Annotated in this window: 14 protein-coding genes; 3 read left to right on the top strand and 11 right to left on the bottom strand. The window is 72.0% G+C overall.

The features are described from left to right. Nucleotides 1-176: 176 nt before the first annotated feature. On the top strand, nt 177-929 hold the full coding sequence (locus tag Voc01_RS18455; RefSeq protein WP_203928699.1) for a hypothetical protein: 753 nt from the start codon (nt 177-179) through the stop codon (nt 927-929). Nucleotides 930-1,023: 94 nt separating this feature from the next. Here Voc01_RS18455 and Voc01_RS18460 read toward each other — a convergent pair whose 3' ends face one another. Next, nucleotides 1,024-3,048, bottom strand: a complete 2,025-nt coding sequence (locus Voc01_RS18460) for an IPT/TIG domain-containing protein (RefSeq protein WP_203928700.1) — start codon at nt 3,046-3,048, stop codon at nt 1,024-1,026. A 269-nt stretch (nt 3,049-3,317) separates the two neighbouring features. On the opposite strand from Voc01_RS18460, the gene Voc01_RS18465 reads away from it, so the two are divergent. Continuing rightward, nucleotides 3,318-3,815: a GNAT family N-acetyltransferase gene (locus Voc01_RS18465; protein WP_239160298.1), complete on the top strand. Its 498-nt coding sequence runs from the start codon at nt 3,318-3,320 to the stop codon at nt 3,813-3,815. Here the strand turns inward: Voc01_RS18465 and Voc01_RS18470 are convergent. The 10 genes from Voc01_RS18470 to Voc01_RS18515 all read right to left on the bottom strand — a co-directional run bounded on the left by Voc01_RS18470 (nt 3,806) and on the right by Voc01_RS18515 (nt 16,863). Continuing rightward, the gene (locus Voc01_RS18470; protein ID WP_203928701.1) at nt 3,806-4,771 is read right to left on the bottom strand and encodes a hypothetical protein; all 966 of its coding nucleotides are present in this window, start codon (nt 4,769-4,771) and stop codon (nt 3,806-3,808) included. The two genes, Voc01_RS18465 and Voc01_RS18470, sit on opposite strands and share 10 nt — an antisense overlap. 83 nt (nt 4,772-4,854) lie before the next feature. Further along, nucleotides 4,855-6,471 (bottom strand): hypothetical protein, encoded by a 1,617-nt coding sequence (locus tag Voc01_RS18475; protein WP_203928702.1) that lies wholly within the window; start codon nt 6,469-6,471, stop codon nt 4,855-4,857. Continuing rightward, on the bottom strand, nt 6,461-9,337 hold the full coding sequence (locus Voc01_RS18480) for a bifunctional [glutamine synthetase] adenylyltransferase/[glutamine synthetase]-adenylyl-L-tyrosine phosphorylase (protein ID WP_203928712.1): 2,877 nt from the start codon (nt 9,335-9,337) through the stop codon (nt 6,461-6,463). Before Voc01_RS18480 ends, Voc01_RS18475 begins: the two co-directional genes overlap by 11 nt. Then, nucleotides 9,337-10,125, bottom strand: a complete 789-nt coding sequence (locus Voc01_RS18485) for a type 1 glutamine amidotransferase (RefSeq protein ID WP_203928703.1) — start codon at nt 10,123-10,125, stop codon at nt 9,337-9,339. Before Voc01_RS18485 ends, Voc01_RS18480 begins: the two co-directional genes overlap by 1 nt. A gap of 83 nt (nt 10,126-10,208) precedes the next feature. Then, complete coding sequence (locus Voc01_RS18490; RefSeq protein ID WP_203928704.1) at nt 10,209-10,643, bottom strand: VOC family protein; 435 nt, start codon at nt 10,641-10,643, stop codon at nt 10,209-10,211. Nucleotides 10,644-10,660: 17 nt separating this feature from the next. Continuing rightward, nucleotides 10,661-12,430, bottom strand: a complete 1,770-nt coding sequence (locus Voc01_RS18495) for a DUF2334 domain-containing protein (RefSeq protein WP_203928705.1) — start codon at nt 12,428-12,430, stop codon at nt 10,661-10,663. Beyond that, entirely contained in the window at nt 12,430-13,581 is a 1,152-nt protein-coding gene (gene wecB, locus Voc01_RS18500) for a non-hydrolyzing UDP-N-acetylglucosamine 2-epimerase (protein ID WP_239160299.1), read from the bottom strand. Before wecB ends, Voc01_RS18495 begins: the two co-directional genes overlap by 1 nt. Before the next feature lie 8 nt (nt 13,582-13,589). Then, nucleotides 13,590-14,900 (bottom strand): glycosyltransferase family 2 protein, encoded by a 1,311-nt coding sequence (locus Voc01_RS18505; RefSeq protein WP_203928707.1) that lies wholly within the window; start codon nt 14,898-14,900, stop codon nt 13,590-13,592. A 4-nt stretch (nt 14,901-14,904) separates the two neighbouring features. Further along, entirely contained in the window at nt 14,905-15,051 is a 147-nt protein-coding gene (locus Voc01_RS18510) for an LPXTG cell wall anchor domain-containing protein (protein ID WP_203928708.1), read from the bottom strand. A gap of 447 nt (nt 15,052-15,498) precedes the next feature. Then, nucleotides 15,499-16,863, bottom strand: coding sequence for a glutamine synthetase family protein (locus tag Voc01_RS18515; protein WP_203928709.1), 1,365 nt, complete (start codon nt 16,861-16,863; stop codon nt 15,499-15,501). A 138-nt stretch (nt 16,864-17,001) separates the two neighbouring features. Here Voc01_RS18515 and Voc01_RS18520 point away from each other — a divergent pair, with 138 nt between their 5' ends. Then, nucleotides 17,002-18,750: an NAD+ synthase gene (locus Voc01_RS18520; RefSeq protein ID WP_203928710.1), complete on the top strand. Its 1,749-nt coding sequence runs from the start codon at nt 17,002-17,004 to the stop codon at nt 18,748-18,750. Nucleotides 18,751-18,873 lie beyond the last annotated feature (123 nt).

Consider the following 18,873-nt stretch of genomic DNA (forward strand, 5'->3'; position numbering starts at 1 on the left):
GATCTCTCGACCCTCGGCGGTCACGTCGGCTTCGGCCGGTGTGGCCGCCGAGGTCTTTTCGGCTACACGCTCAAGATCGATTTGCCGTTCGGTCCAAAATGATTACTGAGGGTGGCATCATTCTCCACGTTTTGTAGCGAGTCGCCCGCTCGCGCCGTGGAAGGAGAGACCGCCCCGTGTCCGAACCGGAAGAACCAGCAGACGCGACCACCGCCCCGCATGCCGGCGGCGGAGGGCCGGAGGAGTCCGCGGCCGGACCGTCGGAGACTCCGTCCCTACACCCGCTCCGACGCAGGAGATACCGGGTAGCCGCCGTTGGCGCCGCCGCCGCGCTCGGCGCCGGCCTGCTCCTCGCGCAGCACCTCGCCTCCGGGCCGGACCGGGTAGCCGACGTGGGTGCTCCCCCGCAGGCACCCCCGGAAGCCGCGTCGGCCGGCGCCGGGACGCCGGAACCGTCGCCGGCCTCGCCGTCGGTGTCACCACCGGCCTCACCCGGAGCGGCGCCTTCCGGCACGGCGGCGGGCGGACCGCCCGCGAACTCCCGCTCGGCGCCGCCGGCGGAGGCACCGCAGCCCACGGCCTCGCCGATCCGCGGGGTCCAGACACGGGAGGACGTTCCCGCCACGGTCCGGACGTACGGGCCGGACAACGGCCGGACGATGCGCGTGGTCACCGCCCGGGGAGACCTGACGGGTCAGCGGGAGATGGCCTGGGCCGCCGACGACGGACACCGGGTCGGCAACGCCTGGTGCACCCAGAACTTCCAGTTCAGCCCGGACCGGCCGGCGTCGGTCCGCCCGACGATGCTGCTGTGCTGGCGGATCAGCGACCAGCGCAGCGTCTACGTCGTGACCGTCGACCCGTCGGGCAAGCCGTCGGAGAACGACACGGTCGCCGCGATCGACCGCGAGTGGGCCAAGCTGGCGTGACCGCGGAACGCCCACCGGCACACCAACGGCCCGGAGCCGACAGGCTCCGGGCCGTTGTGGTTCCGCTCCCGCGCGGAGTCCGCGCGGGGGTCGATCAGAAGTCGGCCACCGTGAACGTGGATCCGCTGGAGATGATCGACTGGCTGTAGGCCGTGTCGGTCGTCGACGCGTTGGCCGCACCGTTGCTCACGACCGTGACCGTGTAGGTCCCCACCGGAATCGGGGTGGTCAGGGTCAGCACGACGTTGGTGCCGGCCGTCGTCGGCGTGTTCGACAGCGTCGCCACGCCGCTGGCAACGGCCGTGATGAAGGTGTTCGCCGGGATGCCGGTACCGGTGACCCGCCGGCCGACGTCGGTCGAGACGAAGGGACCGGTCGTGGCCGTCGACGACACCGTGTTCAACGACGTCGAGACGGTGGCCGCGGTCACGGCCCGAGCCCCGCCGATCGTGAAGACGGGCGTCGTGGCGACGATCGCCGTCGTGATCGCCTTCGAGATGGTGGCGCTGGTGGTGCCGGTGACGGCCGTGATGACGGTGTTCGTCGGAACGCCGGCCACATCCGCCGTGATCGTCATGCCGACGTCGCTCGGCGAGAACGAACAGGTCGACGAGCCCGTCGGAGCGGTGATCGAGGTGGCGCTCAGCGCGACCGCGGTGCAGCCGGTGATGGTCCGGCTGGCCTGCGTCGGCTGGTCACCGGACGCGTAGAGCCCGCAGACCACCTCGGTGTCGGCGACGACGATCACGTCGACGCACTCGGCCGTCTGGGCGTTGGTCTTCGTCCCGGCGGCCGCCCCCGCGGCGGTCTTCGGGTCGTAGGCGCCCCGCACCAGGTAGACGTGCGCACCGGTGTTGTTCGGAGCGGCGCCGGTGGTACCGGTGAACTGCAGGCCCCGGAAACCGACGCCCTGCACGGAGATCCACGTCCGGCCGGCCTTGTTGTTGGGCGCGGTGTTCGGCTCGACGTCGATGCCGTAGCTGTACGAGTAGACCCCGGTCGGCGTCGTGGTCGTACCGCCCGTCGTTGTCACCGACAGCTTGAACGGGCCACCAGCCGTGTGCGGCGGCACCACCGCGTTGAACTGGGTCGAGGTGATGTTGCTCAGGGTCAGCGGCGCACCGTCGAGCGTGGCCGTCATCCCGGCAACGAAACCGGTACCGACCACGGTGAGCGTGTTGCCGCCCTTGGCCGGGCCGGCCGACGGGCTGACCGATGTGATCGCCGCGGGCGTGCCCACCGTGTACGGCGCTCCCGACCCGGCGATCAGGTCGATCGTCGCGTCGGCGTTGGCCGGGGTGCCCGGAACGTTGTTGTAGAGGCAGACATGGAAGCCGAGCGATCCGGAGGCGCCGATGTTGGCCGGAACCGGAACGACGATCTTGCTGCTGCTCACGAACCCGATCGTGTTCGCGGCGACAGCCACCACGCCGGCCGGGGTGGCAGGCACCACCGTCACGGTCGCCGCCCAGGTCGGCGAGCAGTAGTTCACCGGGGTCGCGGTGGGCGCGGCGGCCTGGAACTGGACACCGTAGGTCGAGCCGGCACCGAACGGCGTCATCCCGGCCGGAGCGGTGATCGAGATCGTGTTACCACCGACCGCCGGGCCGCTCTGCGGGCTGACCGACAGCCGCGGCACCACCTGGTACGGGGTTCCCGCGGCGGTCGCCGCGAGGGCCTCGGTGCTGGTGGTCGTCTGCGTGTACGTGCAGACGTTGTAGTTCGTGGTCGCGCTTCCCGTGGTGACCACCCCGGCCGGCACGACGATGTTCGCCGTGTCGTCGGTGAGAACCGTGACACCGGCTGCCGGGACGTTGATGACGTCCGACGCCGGGGTCTGGTAGGTGACCGCGCAGGTCGACGCGTTCGTGGCCTTCCGTTGGAACTGTACGTACAGGTTGGTGCCGGCGACCCGCCGGACGCTCGAGTCGACGAATCCGCCGGTCGCGGTCACCGTGACCGTGTTACCACCGCCGCTCGGTCCGGCCGAGGTGCTGAGTGTCGCGGCGATGGTGGCGGCCTGAGCCGGACCGGCCGCGGTGAGCACCGCCGCGGCGGTCACGCCCAGGGCGAGCCCCGCGGGGGCTGATCGGCGGCCGATGGTTCTGAGAATGCCCATGCGTGGTCTTCCTCCGATGGTTTCCATGGGACTCGTTGAGCGGACGCGTGGGCCCGTGAACCCCTCTGGCCCTTGGCCGCTGGTAGCTCAAAGTACCAGCATGGTCGCTGTGGGTTATCGCTAATGAATTCACCCGAAATCACCGGCGCCACCTCGCGCTGTGGCTGTGACGCAACGAGATCCGTGGTGGCCGTGAGCAACCCGCGCCTCCGCGACCGGCCCATCGGGACTGATGATCTTCCGAGCAGGCAGACCGTTAGGCTGCAATCGTGACAATTGAGATCCGGCGGGCCAGTACAGCCGACTGGCCGGCGGTGTGGCCGCTCTGGCAGGCCATCGTCTCCGCGCAGGAGACGTACATGTACGACCCGTTCACCGCGGCCGAACAGGCCCAGCGGATCTGGTTCCCGGATCCGCCCGCGGAGACGTACGTGGCCGTCGACGGTACCTCGATCGTCGGGACCTACCTGCTCAAGCCGAACGCGGTCGGCCCCGGCTCGCACGTGGCCAACGCCGGGTTCATGGTGGCGCCGTCGGCGCGCGGCAAGGGCATCGGACGCGGGCTCGCCGAGCACTGCCTGCAGCGGGCCGCCGAGCTCAACTACCTGGCGATGCAGTTCAACGCCGTGGTGGCGACCAACACCGGCGCGATCGGGCTGTGGCAGTCACTCGGGTTCTCGATCGTCGGCACGGTGCCGCAGGCGTACCGGCACCGCACCTCGGGACTCGTCGACATCCACGTGATGCACCGGACGCTTCAGCCGTAGACGATCAGCGAAAAGATCACGAACGTGAGGGCCAGCGTCACGAACGTCCCCATGAGCAGGCCGACGAAGCCACCCGGCCGCGCCAACAGGCGCGCGCCGGGGTCGAGCGGCATCGGCGACGGCGCGACGACGCCCGGCGTGGGGGTGGGCTGCGGCAGCCGGAGGGCGGCGCGCAGCCGCAGCCGGTTGACGAGCAGGACGACCGGGCCGCCGAGGAAGCCGACGCCCCACCAGCACGTGAGCAGCGTGCGGTTGGTCAGGTCGCGGTAGGTGGCGAGCGCGCAGGGGTGGCACCGCCACCCGCGCTCGACCGACTTCCAGTGGAACACCGCGATGCTGCCGATCGACTGCAGGATGACGAACGCGGCCGGTCCGCCGCCGCAGACGGCGCACTCGCCGTGGCCCGGCGCCCGGCGGTCGGCGTAGGTCGTGGGCGCGCCTCCCGCGAACGCGGGTGCGGGCAGCGTCTCCAGCGCGGCCGTGTACCGGCGCAGCCCGGCGACGATCTCCTCCGACGACTCGACCAGCTCCCACACGGACGCCAGCCGGTACCCGACCAGCCCGTCGAGGTGTACGTCGGGGTCGCCGGCTCCCGACAGGGGGCGCCGCACCCACAGCGTGAGGTGCTTCGCCTTCGCGCGGGGCGGGTCGTCGGGCTTCTTCTCCAGGCCGAAGCGCACCACGTCGGGCCAGGGCACGGCGCCGTGGCCGTCGCCGGTGCGCCAAACGACCCCGGTCTGGTCGAACCGGATGAGGAACGGCTTGGCTTCCTCGCGCACCTGGTAAGCACCGATCAGCAGCAGCACCACCCCGGCCGGGTAGCAGATCCAGTTGCCCGGGTGGAACTCGTACTCGATCGCGGGCAGCAGGAGCGTCGGAGCGAGGAACGCCGTCAACGCCGCCAGCAGCCACAGCGGCCCGTACAGCCGCCCTTTCCAGCTCCGGTGAAGCTCCACCGCCCCGTCCTTCCATCGATGCCGCCGGGCACCTTACCAAGCGATCACCAGCGCCGATGCCCCGAACGGCGCCACCACCGTGATCAGGAGTCGATGCGGTAGCGCCCCGGAACCGTTGCCACCACACGGGTCCAGCCGCCCGGGGCCGGCTCGAGCCGGACGTTTCCGGGGCCGTGTACCCGGAGCCACCCGGAGTAGCGGACCTTGACCACTGTCGATCCGGCCGGGGCGTCGACGGTCACCGCGTCGGGACCGGCCGACACGAGCGTGCCACCGTCCACGATGGACGGGCGTCCGTCCACTTCGTACAGTGTCCAGTCCGCGCCGCGCCACACCTCGGTCAGGTACGGCAGGCCTCCGCGCACCAGGGCCGCCTCCCGGCGGCCCACCCACGAGAATTCCCCGGCGTCCATCGTGGGCAGGGCCACGTACGACACGCCCTGGTCGCGCAGCCAGGCCGCGTAGGTGGACGCGTCGAGCGTGCCGTCGAAGAACAACGGGTTGCGCTCGTGGTCGGCCTGGCGCAGCCAGCCCCGGGCGAGGTGCACCTCGCGGGCGGCGTGCGCCGCTTCCCAGTAGTCGCGGGTGGGCGGGATCTCGACCCGGCCGACCGGCGCGCGCGAGCGCAGTTCGGCCAGCAGCGGCGCGAAGTACGCCGCGTCGGCGGTGGAGTTGCCGGCGTCACGCAGGTCGGCGACGATCAGCGGCGGCTGCCACACCGCCACGGCGGCGAGCCCGGCCAGCCCCGCCGCCCGCCCCGCCACCCGCCCCGCCACCCGCCGCGCCGGTCCGGCGCGACCGGCCGGCCGCCGCGGGGGTCCGGTCCGGAGCGTCGCCTCGCGCGAAGCCCATGGAGGGCGCAGCGGAACGTAGGCCGCGAGGACCGGTACGGCGAACATCGTCGCCAGCCGGGTGGCGTTCAGGCCCACCGGCGTGTGGACGAGGAACGCCGCGAGCACCCCCGCCGCCGCCAGCAGTCCACCGACCCGTACCGGCCGGTGCGGCACCAGGGCCGCCACGAGCAGACCGGTGACGCAGGCCCGCGTGGTGTCCCACGGCGAGATGTTCATCCAGCCGTCCACATCGGACAGCAGGGTCGTCGGTGCCAGGCCCACCGCCGCCGCGGCGGCGACCGTCACGCCGTCCCACCGCCGGGCCGCGTCCCTCCACAGTGGAACGGCGAGCGCGACGCCGGCGAGCCCCGCGAAGAGACCGGCGACCGGGCTCGTCGTCGCGGCCAGCACCACGGCGACCCCGGCCGCCACCCGGCGCCACACCGGAGGCCAGGACGCGGTCGTCGCGAGCAGGCCGAGGAGGCCGAACGCGACACCGAGCGCGAACGTCGTGCGCCCCGACACGAGGTTGCCGGCGAAGCACAGTCCACCCAGGACGGTGCCCAGCACCGGCCGCAGCGCGCCGGTGCGCCGCAGCAGCGCCGCCCACGCGAGCACCGACACCACGAGCGCCAGGGCGCCGGTGAGCCGGACCCCGAGCAATGCCATCACCGCGGGCGCGACGAGGCTGTATCCATACTGGACGGTGCCGCCGTACCACCGCAGGTCGACCGGCGCGAAGCCCGCGTCGCTCACGAAGTCGGCGCGGGCGACCTGGGCCGAAAGGTCGGTGCCCATGGGCGGCAACACCAGGTACAGCACGGCGAGCACCACCGCGACGGCCACCGCGCGGTAGTCAGCCCGCATCGAAGGTGCGCTCCACCACCTGCCGCGCCCGGCGCATCGTGCGCAGGTACTCGTCGACGAACTCGCCGGTGGTGACGCTCGCCGGCCGGCCGAGCACCTGCGCGACCGCGGCCACCTCCGCACCCTGGCGCGGCAACTGGTCCTGCTGCCGGCCGCGGACGAGGGTCAACGCGTTGCGGACCCGGGTCGCGAGCACCCAGGCCGCCTCCAGCTCGGCGGCATCCACAGTGGACAGCAGGCCGGCGGACGCCGCGGCCCGCAACGCCTCCAGCGTGCGGGTGGTGCGCAGCCCGGTGTGCTCGTGGCCGTGGCGCAGCTGCAGCAGCTGCACGGTCCACTCGACGTCGGCGAGCCCGCCGCGGCCGAGCTTGGTGTGCAGGGCCGGGTCGGCGCCGCGCGGCAGCCGCTCGTTGTCGACGCGGGCCTTGATGCGCCGGATCTCGGTGACCTGCTCGCGGGTGAGGCCGCCGGCCGGGTACCGGTACCTGTCGGCCAGGTGCAGGAACCGCTCCCCCAGCGCCGCGTCGCCGGCGACGAACCGGGCCCGCAGCAGCGCCTGCGCCTCCCAGACCTTCGACCAGCGGCCGTAGTACTGCTCGTAGGCGGCCAGCGTGCGCACCAGCGGCCCCTGCCGGCCCTCCGGGCGCAGGTCGGCGTCGATGCCGAGCGGCGGGTCGGGCGCGGGCATCGTGAGCAGCTTCCGCAGCTCCTCGGCCGCGGCGTGTGCCGCCTGCGCCGCGCGGTCGTCGGACGTGCCGGGGGCAGGCTCGTACACGAAGAGCACGTCGGCGTCGGACGGGTAGTTCATCTCACAGGACCCGAGCCGGCCCATGCCGATGATGGCGAAGGACACCTCGCCGGGGTCGACCGCCGCGAGCGTGCCGGCGAGGGTGGCGTCGGTGACGGCGGCGAGCTCCTCACACACCTGGTTGACGTCGCCCAGCCCGAGCAGGTCGGCGCTCGCGATGCGGAACAGCTCCCGGCGGCGACGGGCGCGCACCGCGGTGACCGCCTTGACCGGGTCGCCGCCGTGCCGTTTCGCGGTGGCGAGGAAGTCCATCGGCCTCATGGACAGCTCGGCGTCGTCGGCCAGCAGCCGCAACGCCTCCGGGTCGCGGGTGAGCAGGTCGGTGAGGAATCGCGAGAGGGCGAGCAGGCGGGCCAGGCGCAGCGCCACCGGTCCCTCGTCGCGCAGCAGCCGCAGGTACCACGGCGTGCTGCCGAGCTTTTCCGACACCTGCCGGTAGGCGAGCAGGCCGCGGTCGGGCTCGGGCGCGTCGGCGAACTCGCTCAGCAGCACGGGCAGCAGCGTCCGCTGGATCGCCGCGGTGCGCGACACCCCACCGGTGAGGGCCTCGATGTGACGCAGCGCGCCGGCGGGGTCGGCGAAACCGAGCACCTCGAGCCGGGCCTTCGCCGACTCGGGGTACATCCGCATCTCCTGCGACGGCACCTTCGCCACGGCCTCCAGCAGCGGCCGGTACAGCAGCTTGGCGTGCAGCCGCCGCACCTCGGTGGCGTGCGTCGACCAGTCGGACTGGAACGCCTCGACGGCGGTGCGCTGCGCGTTGGCCCGGTACCCCAGCGCCTGCGCCAGCCAGCGCAGCTCGTCGGGGTCGGCCGGCACGGTGTGGGTGCGGCGCAGCCGCTGCAGTTGCAGCCGGTGCTCGACCATCCGCAGGTACCGGTACGCGCGCAGCAGCGCCTCTCCGTCGGCGCGGCCGACGTAGCCGCCCACCGCCAGCTCCCGCAGAGCCTCCACCGTGGACGGTGAGCGCAGCTTCTCGTCGGCGCGCCCGTGGACGAGCTGCAGCAGCTGCACGGCGAACTCGATGTCGCGCAGGCCACCCGGTCCGCGCTTGATCTCACGGTCGACCTCGGAGCGCGGGATCGCGTCGATGATCCGCCGCCGCATCGCGCGGATGTCCTCGACGGCCTCGGGACGCTCGGCGGCCTTCCAGATGAACGGCTGCACCGCGGCGAGCCACTCCTCGCCCAGCTCCCGGTCGCCGGCGGCGAACCGCGACTTCAGCAGCGCCTGGAACTCCCAGGTCTTCGCCCATTTCGTGTAGTAGGCGACGTACGAGGCGACGGTGCGGGTCAGCGGGCCGTGCGCGCCCTCCGGCCGCAGGTTCGCGTCGACCGGCCATGCGACCGTGGCGCAGATCGTCATCGTGCGGGCGGCGAGCACGGCGCCCGCCCGCTGCGCCGCCTCGACGTCGCCGTCGTCGGTCAGTGGCTCCGCGACGAACACGACGTCGACGTCGCTGACGTAGTTGAGCTCGCGTCCGCCGCACTTGCCCATCGCGATCACCGCGAGCCGGCACGCGGCGGCCTCGGCCGACCGCTCCGCGGACGCGAACGCGAGCGCCGCCCGCAGCGTGCTGTCGGCCAGGTCGCTGAGCGCGGCCATGGCGCCCTCGAGCTGGTAGGCGCCGGTGAGGTCGGCGGCGACGATCCGCAGCAACGTGCGGCGGTACGCCAGCCGCAGCGAGGCGACGTCGTCGACGGGCGGCAGCGTGCCCCCGTTGGTGGGCTGCCCGAGCAGCTTCCAGTCGTCGGGGTTGGCGATGAGGTGGTCACCGAGCACCGTCGACGCGCCGAGCACGGCGAGCAGCCGCCGCCACATGGCGAAGTCGGCGACGGCGGCGGTCACCGGTGCGTCGCCGGCCTTCTCGCACAACCGTTGCAGCTGCTGGGCGGCGAGGTCGGCGTCGGCCACCGAGGCGAAGACCTCCAGCAGCTCGCCGGCGTTGTCGTCGACGGGCTGGCCGGCGGCCGGGTCCCACAGCCGTGGCCCGTCGGGCCCGAGGCGGTCGGCCGCCTTCCGCGCGTCGCGGAAGCCGTACCGCAGGAGCTGGCGCATCACGCCCCCAGCAACGGCAGCCGGCGCATCCCGGTGCCGGCCGTCGGCACCGTGCCGAGCGCCACCCCCGCGAAGCGCAACGCGAACGGGCGCCACACCTCTTCGAGGTCGGGCATCGCGGCGTCGACGGCCTCCAGCAGCTCGACGGCGTCGATGCCGAGGTCGACGAGCGTCTGCGCCTCGGCGTAGGCCCAGGAGGCGAACATCGCGGTGTCGCACTCGATGTGGAACTGCAGGCCCCATGCGGCCGGGCCGATCCGGAACGCCTGGTGCGGGTAGTGCGTCGACGCGGCGAGCAGCACCGCGCCGGCGGGCAGGCGGGTGATCTCGTCGACGTGCCACTGCAGCACGTCGGGCGCCATCGGCACCTCGGCGAACAGCGGGTCGTCGGTCGCCTTGTCGCGCCGCGCGACGAGCGTCGCGCCGATCTCCGGACCGGCGGTGCTGCGCTCGACGGCGCCGGCGGTGGCGGTGGCGAGAAGCTGCGCGCCGAGGCACACGCCGAGCGTCGGTACCTTGTACCGCACCGCCCGCCGCAGCAGCTTCTCCAGCGCCGGGAACCAGGGCGCGCCGGGGGCTCCGTCGGGCCCGGGGTACACGTGCTGCTCGCCGCCCATCACCACGAGGGCGGCGTACCCGTCGAGGTCTCCGGGGATCTCGTCGCCGGCGTGGGCTTTCAGCACGTCGAGGTCGAGGCCGCCCTCGACCAGCCAGTCACCGAGGCGGCGGACGTCGTCGGTGGGGTCGTTCTCGACGACGAGCGCACGCGACTTGTGCGGGGAGGTCACCCGTCCACGTTAGTCGGTGGCGGCGTGGCCGCTGTAGCGGAGCGGAGGCGGTCACGCCGCAGGCTCTTCCAAAACTCTCAGGATTACTGAACGCAGAACTCGTTACCCTCCGGGTCGGCCATGACGACCCAGCGTTCGCCCATCTTCGTGCGGTCCTCGACCCTGGTGGCGCCGTGGGCGACGAGGTCCTCCACCGCCGCGTCGACGAGGGCCCGCTTCTCGTCCTCCGGCGTCGCCCGGCCACCGCCGGCGTTGATGTCGAGGTGCAGCCGGTTCTTGCCGGCCTTCGGCTCGGGCACGCGCTGGAAGTACACCCGCGGGCCGACGCCGTCCGGGTCCTCGACGGCGCTGGCCGAGTTGAACTCCGACTCCGGCACGCCCTGCGCCCGCAGGAAGTCGGGCCAGGTCTTGAAGTCACCCGGCGGGTCGGGGATGTGGTATCCCAGCGCGTGGGCCCAGAACTCGGCCAGCTTGGAGGGGTCGGCACAGTCGATGACTACCTGGATCTTCTTGGCCATGCCGACCCCTTTACCCACTACCTGGCGATGGAAGTCGCCGCCACGAAGGTGTAGCCGAGACCCTGGATGCCGTCGACGGTCTGCTTCAGGTACTCCGTGCCGAGGAACGGGTGGTAGAAGAAGCTCGCCACGCCGTCGCGGACGACCAGGTTCCGCCGGGCGGAGGCGATCAGGTCGGCGGGCAGCCGCACGGGGTGGGTGTTGTAGGCGACCGGCTCGATGTTGCCGATGTTCTCCGGTACCACCACCGAGCCGTAGACGTCGCGCACCGCGTACGGGAAGAACTGGCCCGAGAGCTTCGCGTGGTCGGCGGCCTTCCCTCGCAGCGTGCCCGGGAAGTACAGGCCGCGCTCGTACCGCACCCCGAACACCGAGTTGACGACCGCGTAGTTCGTGGCGCTGCCCGCGTAGTGCGGGAACTCGAAGATGGTCGGCTGGCTGAGGCCGGCCCGGGCGAACTCCAGCTTGCTGGCGGCGATGCGGTTCAGCGTCCAGGCCGCCGAGTCGCCGTTGACGGGGCCGTCGTAGATCACGCGGTCCTGGTCGTCGACGTGGGCCCGGTAGAACTCGAAGTCGTTGCCGCTGACGCCGTCGTACGGGTTGTTCTCCGCGCCCAGCTGGTGCGTGTAGCCGTGCATCAGCAGGGTGCCGCCCTTGGCCTGCATGTACTTCAGCGCCTTCACGACCTCCGGCCGCTGCCGCAGCGTGTAGTCCTCGGCCCTGCCGCCGGTCTGCACGCCCTTCGGGTCGCGGTAGCGCGGGTATACGGCCACCGTGAACGGCACCTTCTTCGACGACAGCAGGTCGGCGACGGCGCGCAGCTCGGCCGGGTCGGCGTCGGGGCCGACGTCCTCGATGCGCACCAGGGCGCGGTGCCGTTCCGGGGTCGCCGGCGCGATCACTCCGGTGAGCAGGTCGGCGAAGGCGATGTAGCGGTCGTCGTGGGTGACGTAGGCGTACGGGATCTCGCCGAGGTAGGTGAGGTTCGCCGATCGCAGCGCCCACGGGAACGTGGTGCCGTCGGGCCGCACGGCGTCGCCGAGCACGGTGACCTTCGACGCGTCGGTGACGACGTGGTCCATGATGCCGGAGCCGTTGATGGTGTCGCGGGTGAGCGAGGTGCCGTCGTAGCGCACCTCGGCCACGGCGGAGGTGTCGAACTGCTTCCACGTGTAGCCGTAACGGGTCTGGAAGTCGGCGCCGGTCGCGGCCGCGCGCGCCGAGAGCTGCCAGATGTTGTCGTACATCCAGAGGACCGGCAGGGTGGTGCCGAGCACGTCGTCGAGGAACGACACCGGCAGCGGCTCGTCGTAGGTCGACCCGACGTAGACCACCGCCGAGTACGCGCCGAGCTCGCCGGTGCGGTAGCCGCTCACCGGGTGCACGGTCCACGAACCGAAGCGCGACACCAGGTTCGCGGTCTGCTGCGCGTAGATCTCGCCGAGCCACGCGTACGGGCCGGTCTCGTCGTACAGCACCAGCGTCTTCGCGGTGCCGCCACCGGGCGCGGCCTTACCGGTCACCAGGTTCGGGATCGTGGTTGCCGCCCTGTTCGGGTCGGCCCGCTTCGTGGCGGCGGCACGGGTACCCGACGCACCGACGAGGCGCTGCTCGGGCCTCTTCTTCGTGGGGGCCGGCGGTGCGGGGAGCGGCGTGCTCCCGTCGTCACCTCGAGCCGTTTCCACCGTGCGCGGCGCGGCGGTCGCGGCGACCGGCGCGACCAGCGCGCCGCCGCCGGCGAGCACCGCCGTGGTCAGGGCCGTCGCGATCGTGCGGCGGAGATTCATCAGGCACCTACCGAGGGGACGAGCGTGAGCACGGGACGGCGCGGGGTGGCGACACCGAGGAGGTCGGCGACGGCCTCCTCGGTGCGGACGGCCGCTTTGCCGTCGCCGTAGGGGTTTCCGTTGGCGGTCATCGCCGCGCGCGCGACCGGGTCGTCGAGCAGGCGCATGGCCTCGGCGACGATCAGGCTGGGGTCGGTGCCGACGAGCCGGGCGCAGCCGGCGGTCAGCGACTCGACCCGCTCGGTGACGTCGCGCAGCACGAGCGCGGGGACGCCGAACGACGGCGCCTCCTCCTGGATGCCGCCCGAGTCGGTGAGCACGAGGTAGGCCTCGCTGAGCAGGCGCGCCAGCACCGGGTACGGCAGCGGGTCGGTGATGACGACCCGGGCCTCGCCCTTCAGCCCGGCCTCGACCTGCTCACGCACGGCGGGGTTCGGGTGGCTCGGGAGCACGACGTGCACGTCCGGGTAGTGGTTCAGCAGCGTGCGCACCGCGGAGAGGACGCGGTCGAGCGGCTCGCCCCACGACTCGCGGCGGTGCGCGGTCACCAGGATCATGCGTCCGTTCGTGTGGGTGAGCTCGGCCGGAAGCTCCGGACGGCGGCCGACCACGGTGAGCGCCGCGTCGACGACCGTGTTGCCGGTGAGCACGACGCGGTCGGGATCGACGCCCTCGTCCATGAGGTTGGTGGCGGCGAGCGTCGTCGGCGCCAGGTGCAGCGCGGCGATCTGGCCGACGAGGCGGCGGTTGCCCTCCTCGGGGAACGGCGACTCCAGGTCGCCGCTGCGCAGGCCCGCCTCCAGGTGAACCACCGGGATCTGGCGCCAGAAGGCCGCGAGCGCGCCGGCGAGCGTCGTGGTGGTGTCGCCCTGCACGAGGACGGCCGCCGGCTTCCGCTCGGCGAACAGCGCGTCGAGCTGCTCGATCAGCGCGGTCATCAGCTCCGGCTGGCTGCCGGTTCTCCGCTCGACCGGCAGCGTCACGTCGGGTTCGAGGTCGAACGCGGCGAGCGCCTGCGCGACCATCGCCGGGTGCTGGCCACTGGCGACGATCACGGGGGTGACCCGCTTCGCGGCGCGCATGGCGATCGCGACCGGGGCGAGCTTGATCGCCTCCGGGCGGGTGCCGGCGATGAGGTGCACTTCTTGCATGTTCATCCTTATGCGGGGGTGTGGACTTCGACGAGGCGTTCGGTCTTCGCCCAGGTGTTCCGGCGGGCGAGGTGCCGGCCGATCGCCCGCCAGGTGCTCACCAGGCCGAGGATCAGGAAGTACGGGTAGACGAGTGCGGCGAGCAGCAGGCGGGGCAGCCGCTCGTCGCGGAGCTTGACCCGGTGCACCACCGCCCACAGCAGGCCCGGCGCGAACAGCGCACCGGTCCACACGCCGGCGGCCGCGGCGAGCTCGGTCCAGCTCGCGACGAGGAACGGGTGCTGCGGGTTCCCGGCGAGCGTCACCGCGGCCGCGAGCCAGGTGACCACGATCGCGAGCGCACCGGCCGCGTTCAGCCACGGGGCGAGCAGGTAGTGCAGCATCTCGCCCAGCTGGGCGTTGCTGATCCGGCGGCTGGCCACGAGCTTCGGCAGGTAGCGGGCGCACTGCAGGTTGCCCTGTGCCCAGCGGGTCCGCTGGCGTACCAGCCGGTGGACGTCCACCAGGCCCTGCTGGGTGACGCTCGCGTGCGGCAGGTACCGCACGGTCGCGCCGTTGAGGTGCATGCGCAGCCCCAGCTCCAGGTCTTCGACGAGGCACGTCGACCAGGGGCTGTCGCCGAGCTCGATCAGCGTGGAGAGGCGGGCGAACTGGCCGTTGCCGCCGAGCCCGACGGTGCCGAGCGTGTCGCGCAGCGACTGGCTGGCGTCGGCGACGCAGCCGAACTCCAGGTCCTGCACCGCGGCCAGGATCCGGTTCCGGTTGTGGATGCGCACGCGGCTCTGCGTGGCGCCGACCTTCGGATCCCGCATCGCGTGTGAGACCTCGGACAGCATGGTGGCGCTGGCCCGGCCGTCGCCGTCGATGACGCCGACGGCGACGCGGCGCGGGTCGCTTCCCTCGTCCTCGACGCGGTCGCGGATGTAGCGGTAGGCGGCGTTGAGCGCCTCGCCCTTGCCCTGCCGGGCGTGGGGAAGCTCGCGGCGCAGGACGTGCAGGGCGGGGTGGTCGAGCCCGGCCAGCACGTCCGGCGTCGCGTCGTCGGACCCGTCATCGACGACGAGCACCCGCGTGCGGGTGCCCCACGGCCCGGAGAGCGCGAGCGCCGACGCCACCGTCGTGGCGACGACCCGTTCCTCGTTGAGGCACGGCACGACGATCCAGAACGTGGTCGGCTGCGCCACGTTCGGCGCGGCCAGGTCGACCCGCTGGCGGTGCCGGCCGGCCGTGGCCGCGTTGCGGGCCGACCAGACGAACAGCGCCAGCATGTAGACCGGCCAGGCCGCGAGCAGCCCGACGCCGACGATGATGAGTGCCATCGGGTCAGGCCTTCTGGTACCGGCCGGAGCGGACCAGCAGCAACCCGACTACCACCAGCGCGATACCGGCCAGCACCATGCCGACCACACCATTTCCGGTGAGGGGCAAGGTCGCGGCGGCGGCTGAACCGATCACCTGCGGTTGAGACATAGCGCTTTCTCCCTGCGTCGTGTCTGTGGTGTGGCGGGCCCGGTGGCACCCGGACCCGTCACAGACCGTGCAAGTTGAAAGCTACTAATGCTCACGCCGCGTATTCAATGACGCTCCGTCATCAGCGGCCAAGGTCCGCCTGACCGCCCGACACAGAGCTGGTCAGCAGCGTATTCGCGGTACGGAACCGCGCGAGTCCGACATCGCCCCCGACATGCCGGAATAACCGAATCTCGTGACTCAGAGTTACCGCGCCGTCGGCAACTCTCCGTAGTCATCTGCGCGGCCACGGTAGCGATCCGGGAGCACGCCGGTAGCACCCCGGACCCTCGTCACACCTCCGCCGACCCCGCTGGACCGAGGCCGCGTCGACGGGTACGGGTCCGTCGCGCAAGCGGCCGCAGGGCGCGACGGGAGCGACCAGGGCCGGTGGCGGGCGCGGTGGGGTCAGAGGGAGCGGAGGTACCGGCGGCGCTCGAAGGGCGTCACCTCACGCCGGTACTCCTCCCACTCCGTGCGCTTGTTGCGGATGAAGAAGTCGAAGACGTGCTCGCCCAGCACCTCGGCCACGAACTCGCTCTTCGCCAGCACGTCGATCGCCTCGGACAGGTTCTCCGGCAGCGTCTGGTAGCCCATCGCGCGGCGTTCGGCGTCGGACAGGGCCCACACGTCGTCCTCCGCGCCCGGAGGAAGCTCGTAGCCCTCCTCGATGCCCTTCATGCCGGCGCCGAGCAGCACCGCGAAGGTCAGGTACGGGTTGCACGCGCTGTCGAGCGAGCGGATCTCCACCCGCGCGGAGTTCGGCTTGCCGTAGGCCGGCACCCGCACCAGCGCCGACCGGTTGAGGTGGCCCCAGCACACGTACGCGGGCGACTCGGTGATGCGGTCGGGCAGGGCCTGCGGGAACAGCCGCTTGTACGAGTTCACCCACTGGTTGGTGATCGCCGTGTACTCGCGGGCGTGCACCAGCAGACCGGCGATGAACGCCTTGCCCACCTTGGACAGCTTCGTCGGGTCACCCGGGTCGTGGAACGCGTTGCGCTCGCCCTCGAACAGCGACAGGTGCGTGTGCATGCCGCTGCCGGGCTGGTCGGTGAACGGCTTCGGCATGAACGTGGCGTGGACGCCGTGCGAGAGCGCGACCTCCTTGACCACGTGCCGGAACGTCATGATGTTGTCGGCCATCGTGAGGGCGTCGGCGTAGCGCAGGTCGATCTCCTGCTGGCCGGGCGCGACCTCGTGGTGGCTGAACTCCACCGAGATGCCGATCCGCTCCAGCGACAGCACGGCCTGGCGCCGGAAGTCGCGGGCCACCGCGTGGGTGGTGTGGTCGAAGTAACCGCCCGAGTCGACCGGGGTGGGCACCTCGCCGTCGTGCGGAACGTCGGAGAGCAGGAAGAACTCGATCTCCGGGTGGGTGTAGAACGTGAAGCCCTTCTCGGCGGCCTTCGACAGGGCCCGGCGCAGCACGTGGCGCGGGTCGGCCCAGGAGGCGGAGCCGTCGGGCTGCAGGATGTCGCAGAACATGCGGGCGCTCTCGGGACCGGCGCTGTGCAGCCCGCCGCCCTCGAACGGGAAGACCTGGAACGTGGTGGGGTCGGGCATCGCCACCATGTCGGACTCGAAGACCCGGGCGAAGCCCTCGATCGCCGAGCCGTCGAACCCGATGCCCTCGTCGAAGGCCGCCTCGAGCTCGGCCGGTGCCACCGAGACGCTCTTGAGCGTGCCGAGCACGTCGGTGAACCACAGCCGGACGAAGCGGATGTCGCGCTCCTCCAGAGTGCGAAGCACGAACTCCTGCTGTCGGTCCACGGTTCCCCCTGCCTCAGCCAATCCGGGCAAAGTGTGGCCCGGTGGTATTTCGACCACGTTACCGCCACCTGTACGTCGCCCGTCATGGTGTCGCGACGCACGTCCCAGACGACAAGTTTCCTAAATAGGATGACGACCATGCCGACGCTGCGGATCGCCCTCGCCCAGGTCAACTCCACGGTTGGTGACATCGCCGGTAACGCGGCCACCGTGCACGGCTGGGTGCGGCGCGCCGCCGAGCAGCAGGCCCACGTCGTGCTGTTCCCGGAGATGATGCTCACCGGCTACCCGGTCGAGGATCTGACGTTCCGTGAGTCGTTCGTCTCCGCGTCCCGTAACCACCTGGAACGCCTCGCCGCGGACCTCGACCACGACGGCCTCGGCGGCATCGCCGCCGTCGTGGGCTACCTCGACGCCGACGGGCCGGCCCGGCTCGGCGCCGACGCCGCCGCCGAGCGCGGGCCGCGCGACGCGCTCGCGCTGCTGTTCGGGGGACGCGTGGTCGCCCGCTACTACAAGCACCACCTGCCCAACTACGGGGTGTTCGACGAGGACCGGTACTTCGTGGCCGGCGACACCCTGCAGATCGTGCGGCTGAACGGCGTCGACGTGGCGCTCACGGTGTGCGAGGACATCTGGCAGCCGGGCGGGCCGTTCGCGGTGGCGGGGCTCGCCGAGGTCGGGCTGGTCGTCAGCATCAACGCCTCGCCGTACGAGCTGAACAAGGACGACGTGCGCCTGCCCCTGGTGCGCCGGCGCGGCGCCGAGGCGCGGGCGGCGGTCGCGTACGTGAACATGGTCGGCGGGCAGGACGAGCTGGTCTTCGACGGCGACTCGATGGTGGTGGCCGCCGACGGCACGCTCGTCGGGCGGGCCGCGCAGTTCGACGAGCAGCTCCTGGTCACCGATCTTGATCTTCCATCGGCGAGCAGCGACCGCACCGGCGACTTCGGCGAGATGCACGTGGCGCGACTGACGCTCGACGCCTCGTTCCCCGCTCCGGCCCCACCCGTTCCGGCCACCCTGGCGGAGCGGTTGGGCGACGACGAGGAGGTCTGGAACGCCCTGGTGGTCGGCCTGCGCGACTACGTGCGGAAGAACGGCTTCAGGTCCGCCGTGTTCGGGTTGTCGGGCGGCATCGACTCCGCGGTGGTCGCGGCCATTGCGGTGGACGCGCTGGGCGCCGACCGGGTGGTCGGTGTCTCGATGCCCAGCGGCTACTCGTCGGAGCACTCGAAGGACGACGCGGCCGACCTGGCCCGCCGCACCGGGCTGGACTACCGGGTGGAGCCGATCCAGCCGATGGTCGACTCGTACCTGTCGCAGCTGAAGCTCGACGGCCTGGCGGTGGAGAACCTGCAGGCCCGGGTGCGCGGCGTGCTCCTGATGGCGCTGTCGAACCAGGAGGGGCACCTCGTGCTCACCACCGGCAACAAGAGCGAGCTCGCGGTGGGCTACTCGACCCTGTACGGCGACTCGGTCGGCGGCTACAACCCGATCAAGGACGTGTGGAAGACGCGGGTGTGGCAGCTGGCGAGGTGGCGCAACGCCGCTGCTCTCGAGCGCGGCGAGGTCGAACCGATCCCGGCGAACTCGATCGAGAAGCCGCCGAGCGCGGAGCTGCGCCCGGGCCAGCTCGACACCGACTCGCTGCCCGACTACCACGTGCTCGACGCCGTGCTGACCGGCTACGTCGACACCGACCAGGGCCGCGACGATCTGGTGGCGGCCGGCCACGACCCGCAGCTGGTCGACCGGGTCCTCCGGATGGTCGACGTCGCCGAGTACAAGCGCCGCCAGTCGGCTCCGGGAACGAAGATCTCCTTCAAGGCCTTCGGCCGCGACCGGCGCCTGCCGATCACCAACCGCTTCCGCGAAGGGGTCTAGGGTCCCGGGTCGCAGGTTCGCCCCCAGTCGCAGATTGGGCAAAACCGACATTCTGGCTCGGCCCGCCACTGTCCGTCATCGCAAATCCGTCCGCCACGTGTGCGCCGGTCGCCTCGATCGTCG

It is taken from the genome of Virgisporangium ochraceum, from assembly GCF_016863655.1.
GTDB lineage: Bacteria > Actinomycetota > Actinomycetes > Mycobacteriales > Micromonosporaceae > Virgisporangium > Virgisporangium ochraceum.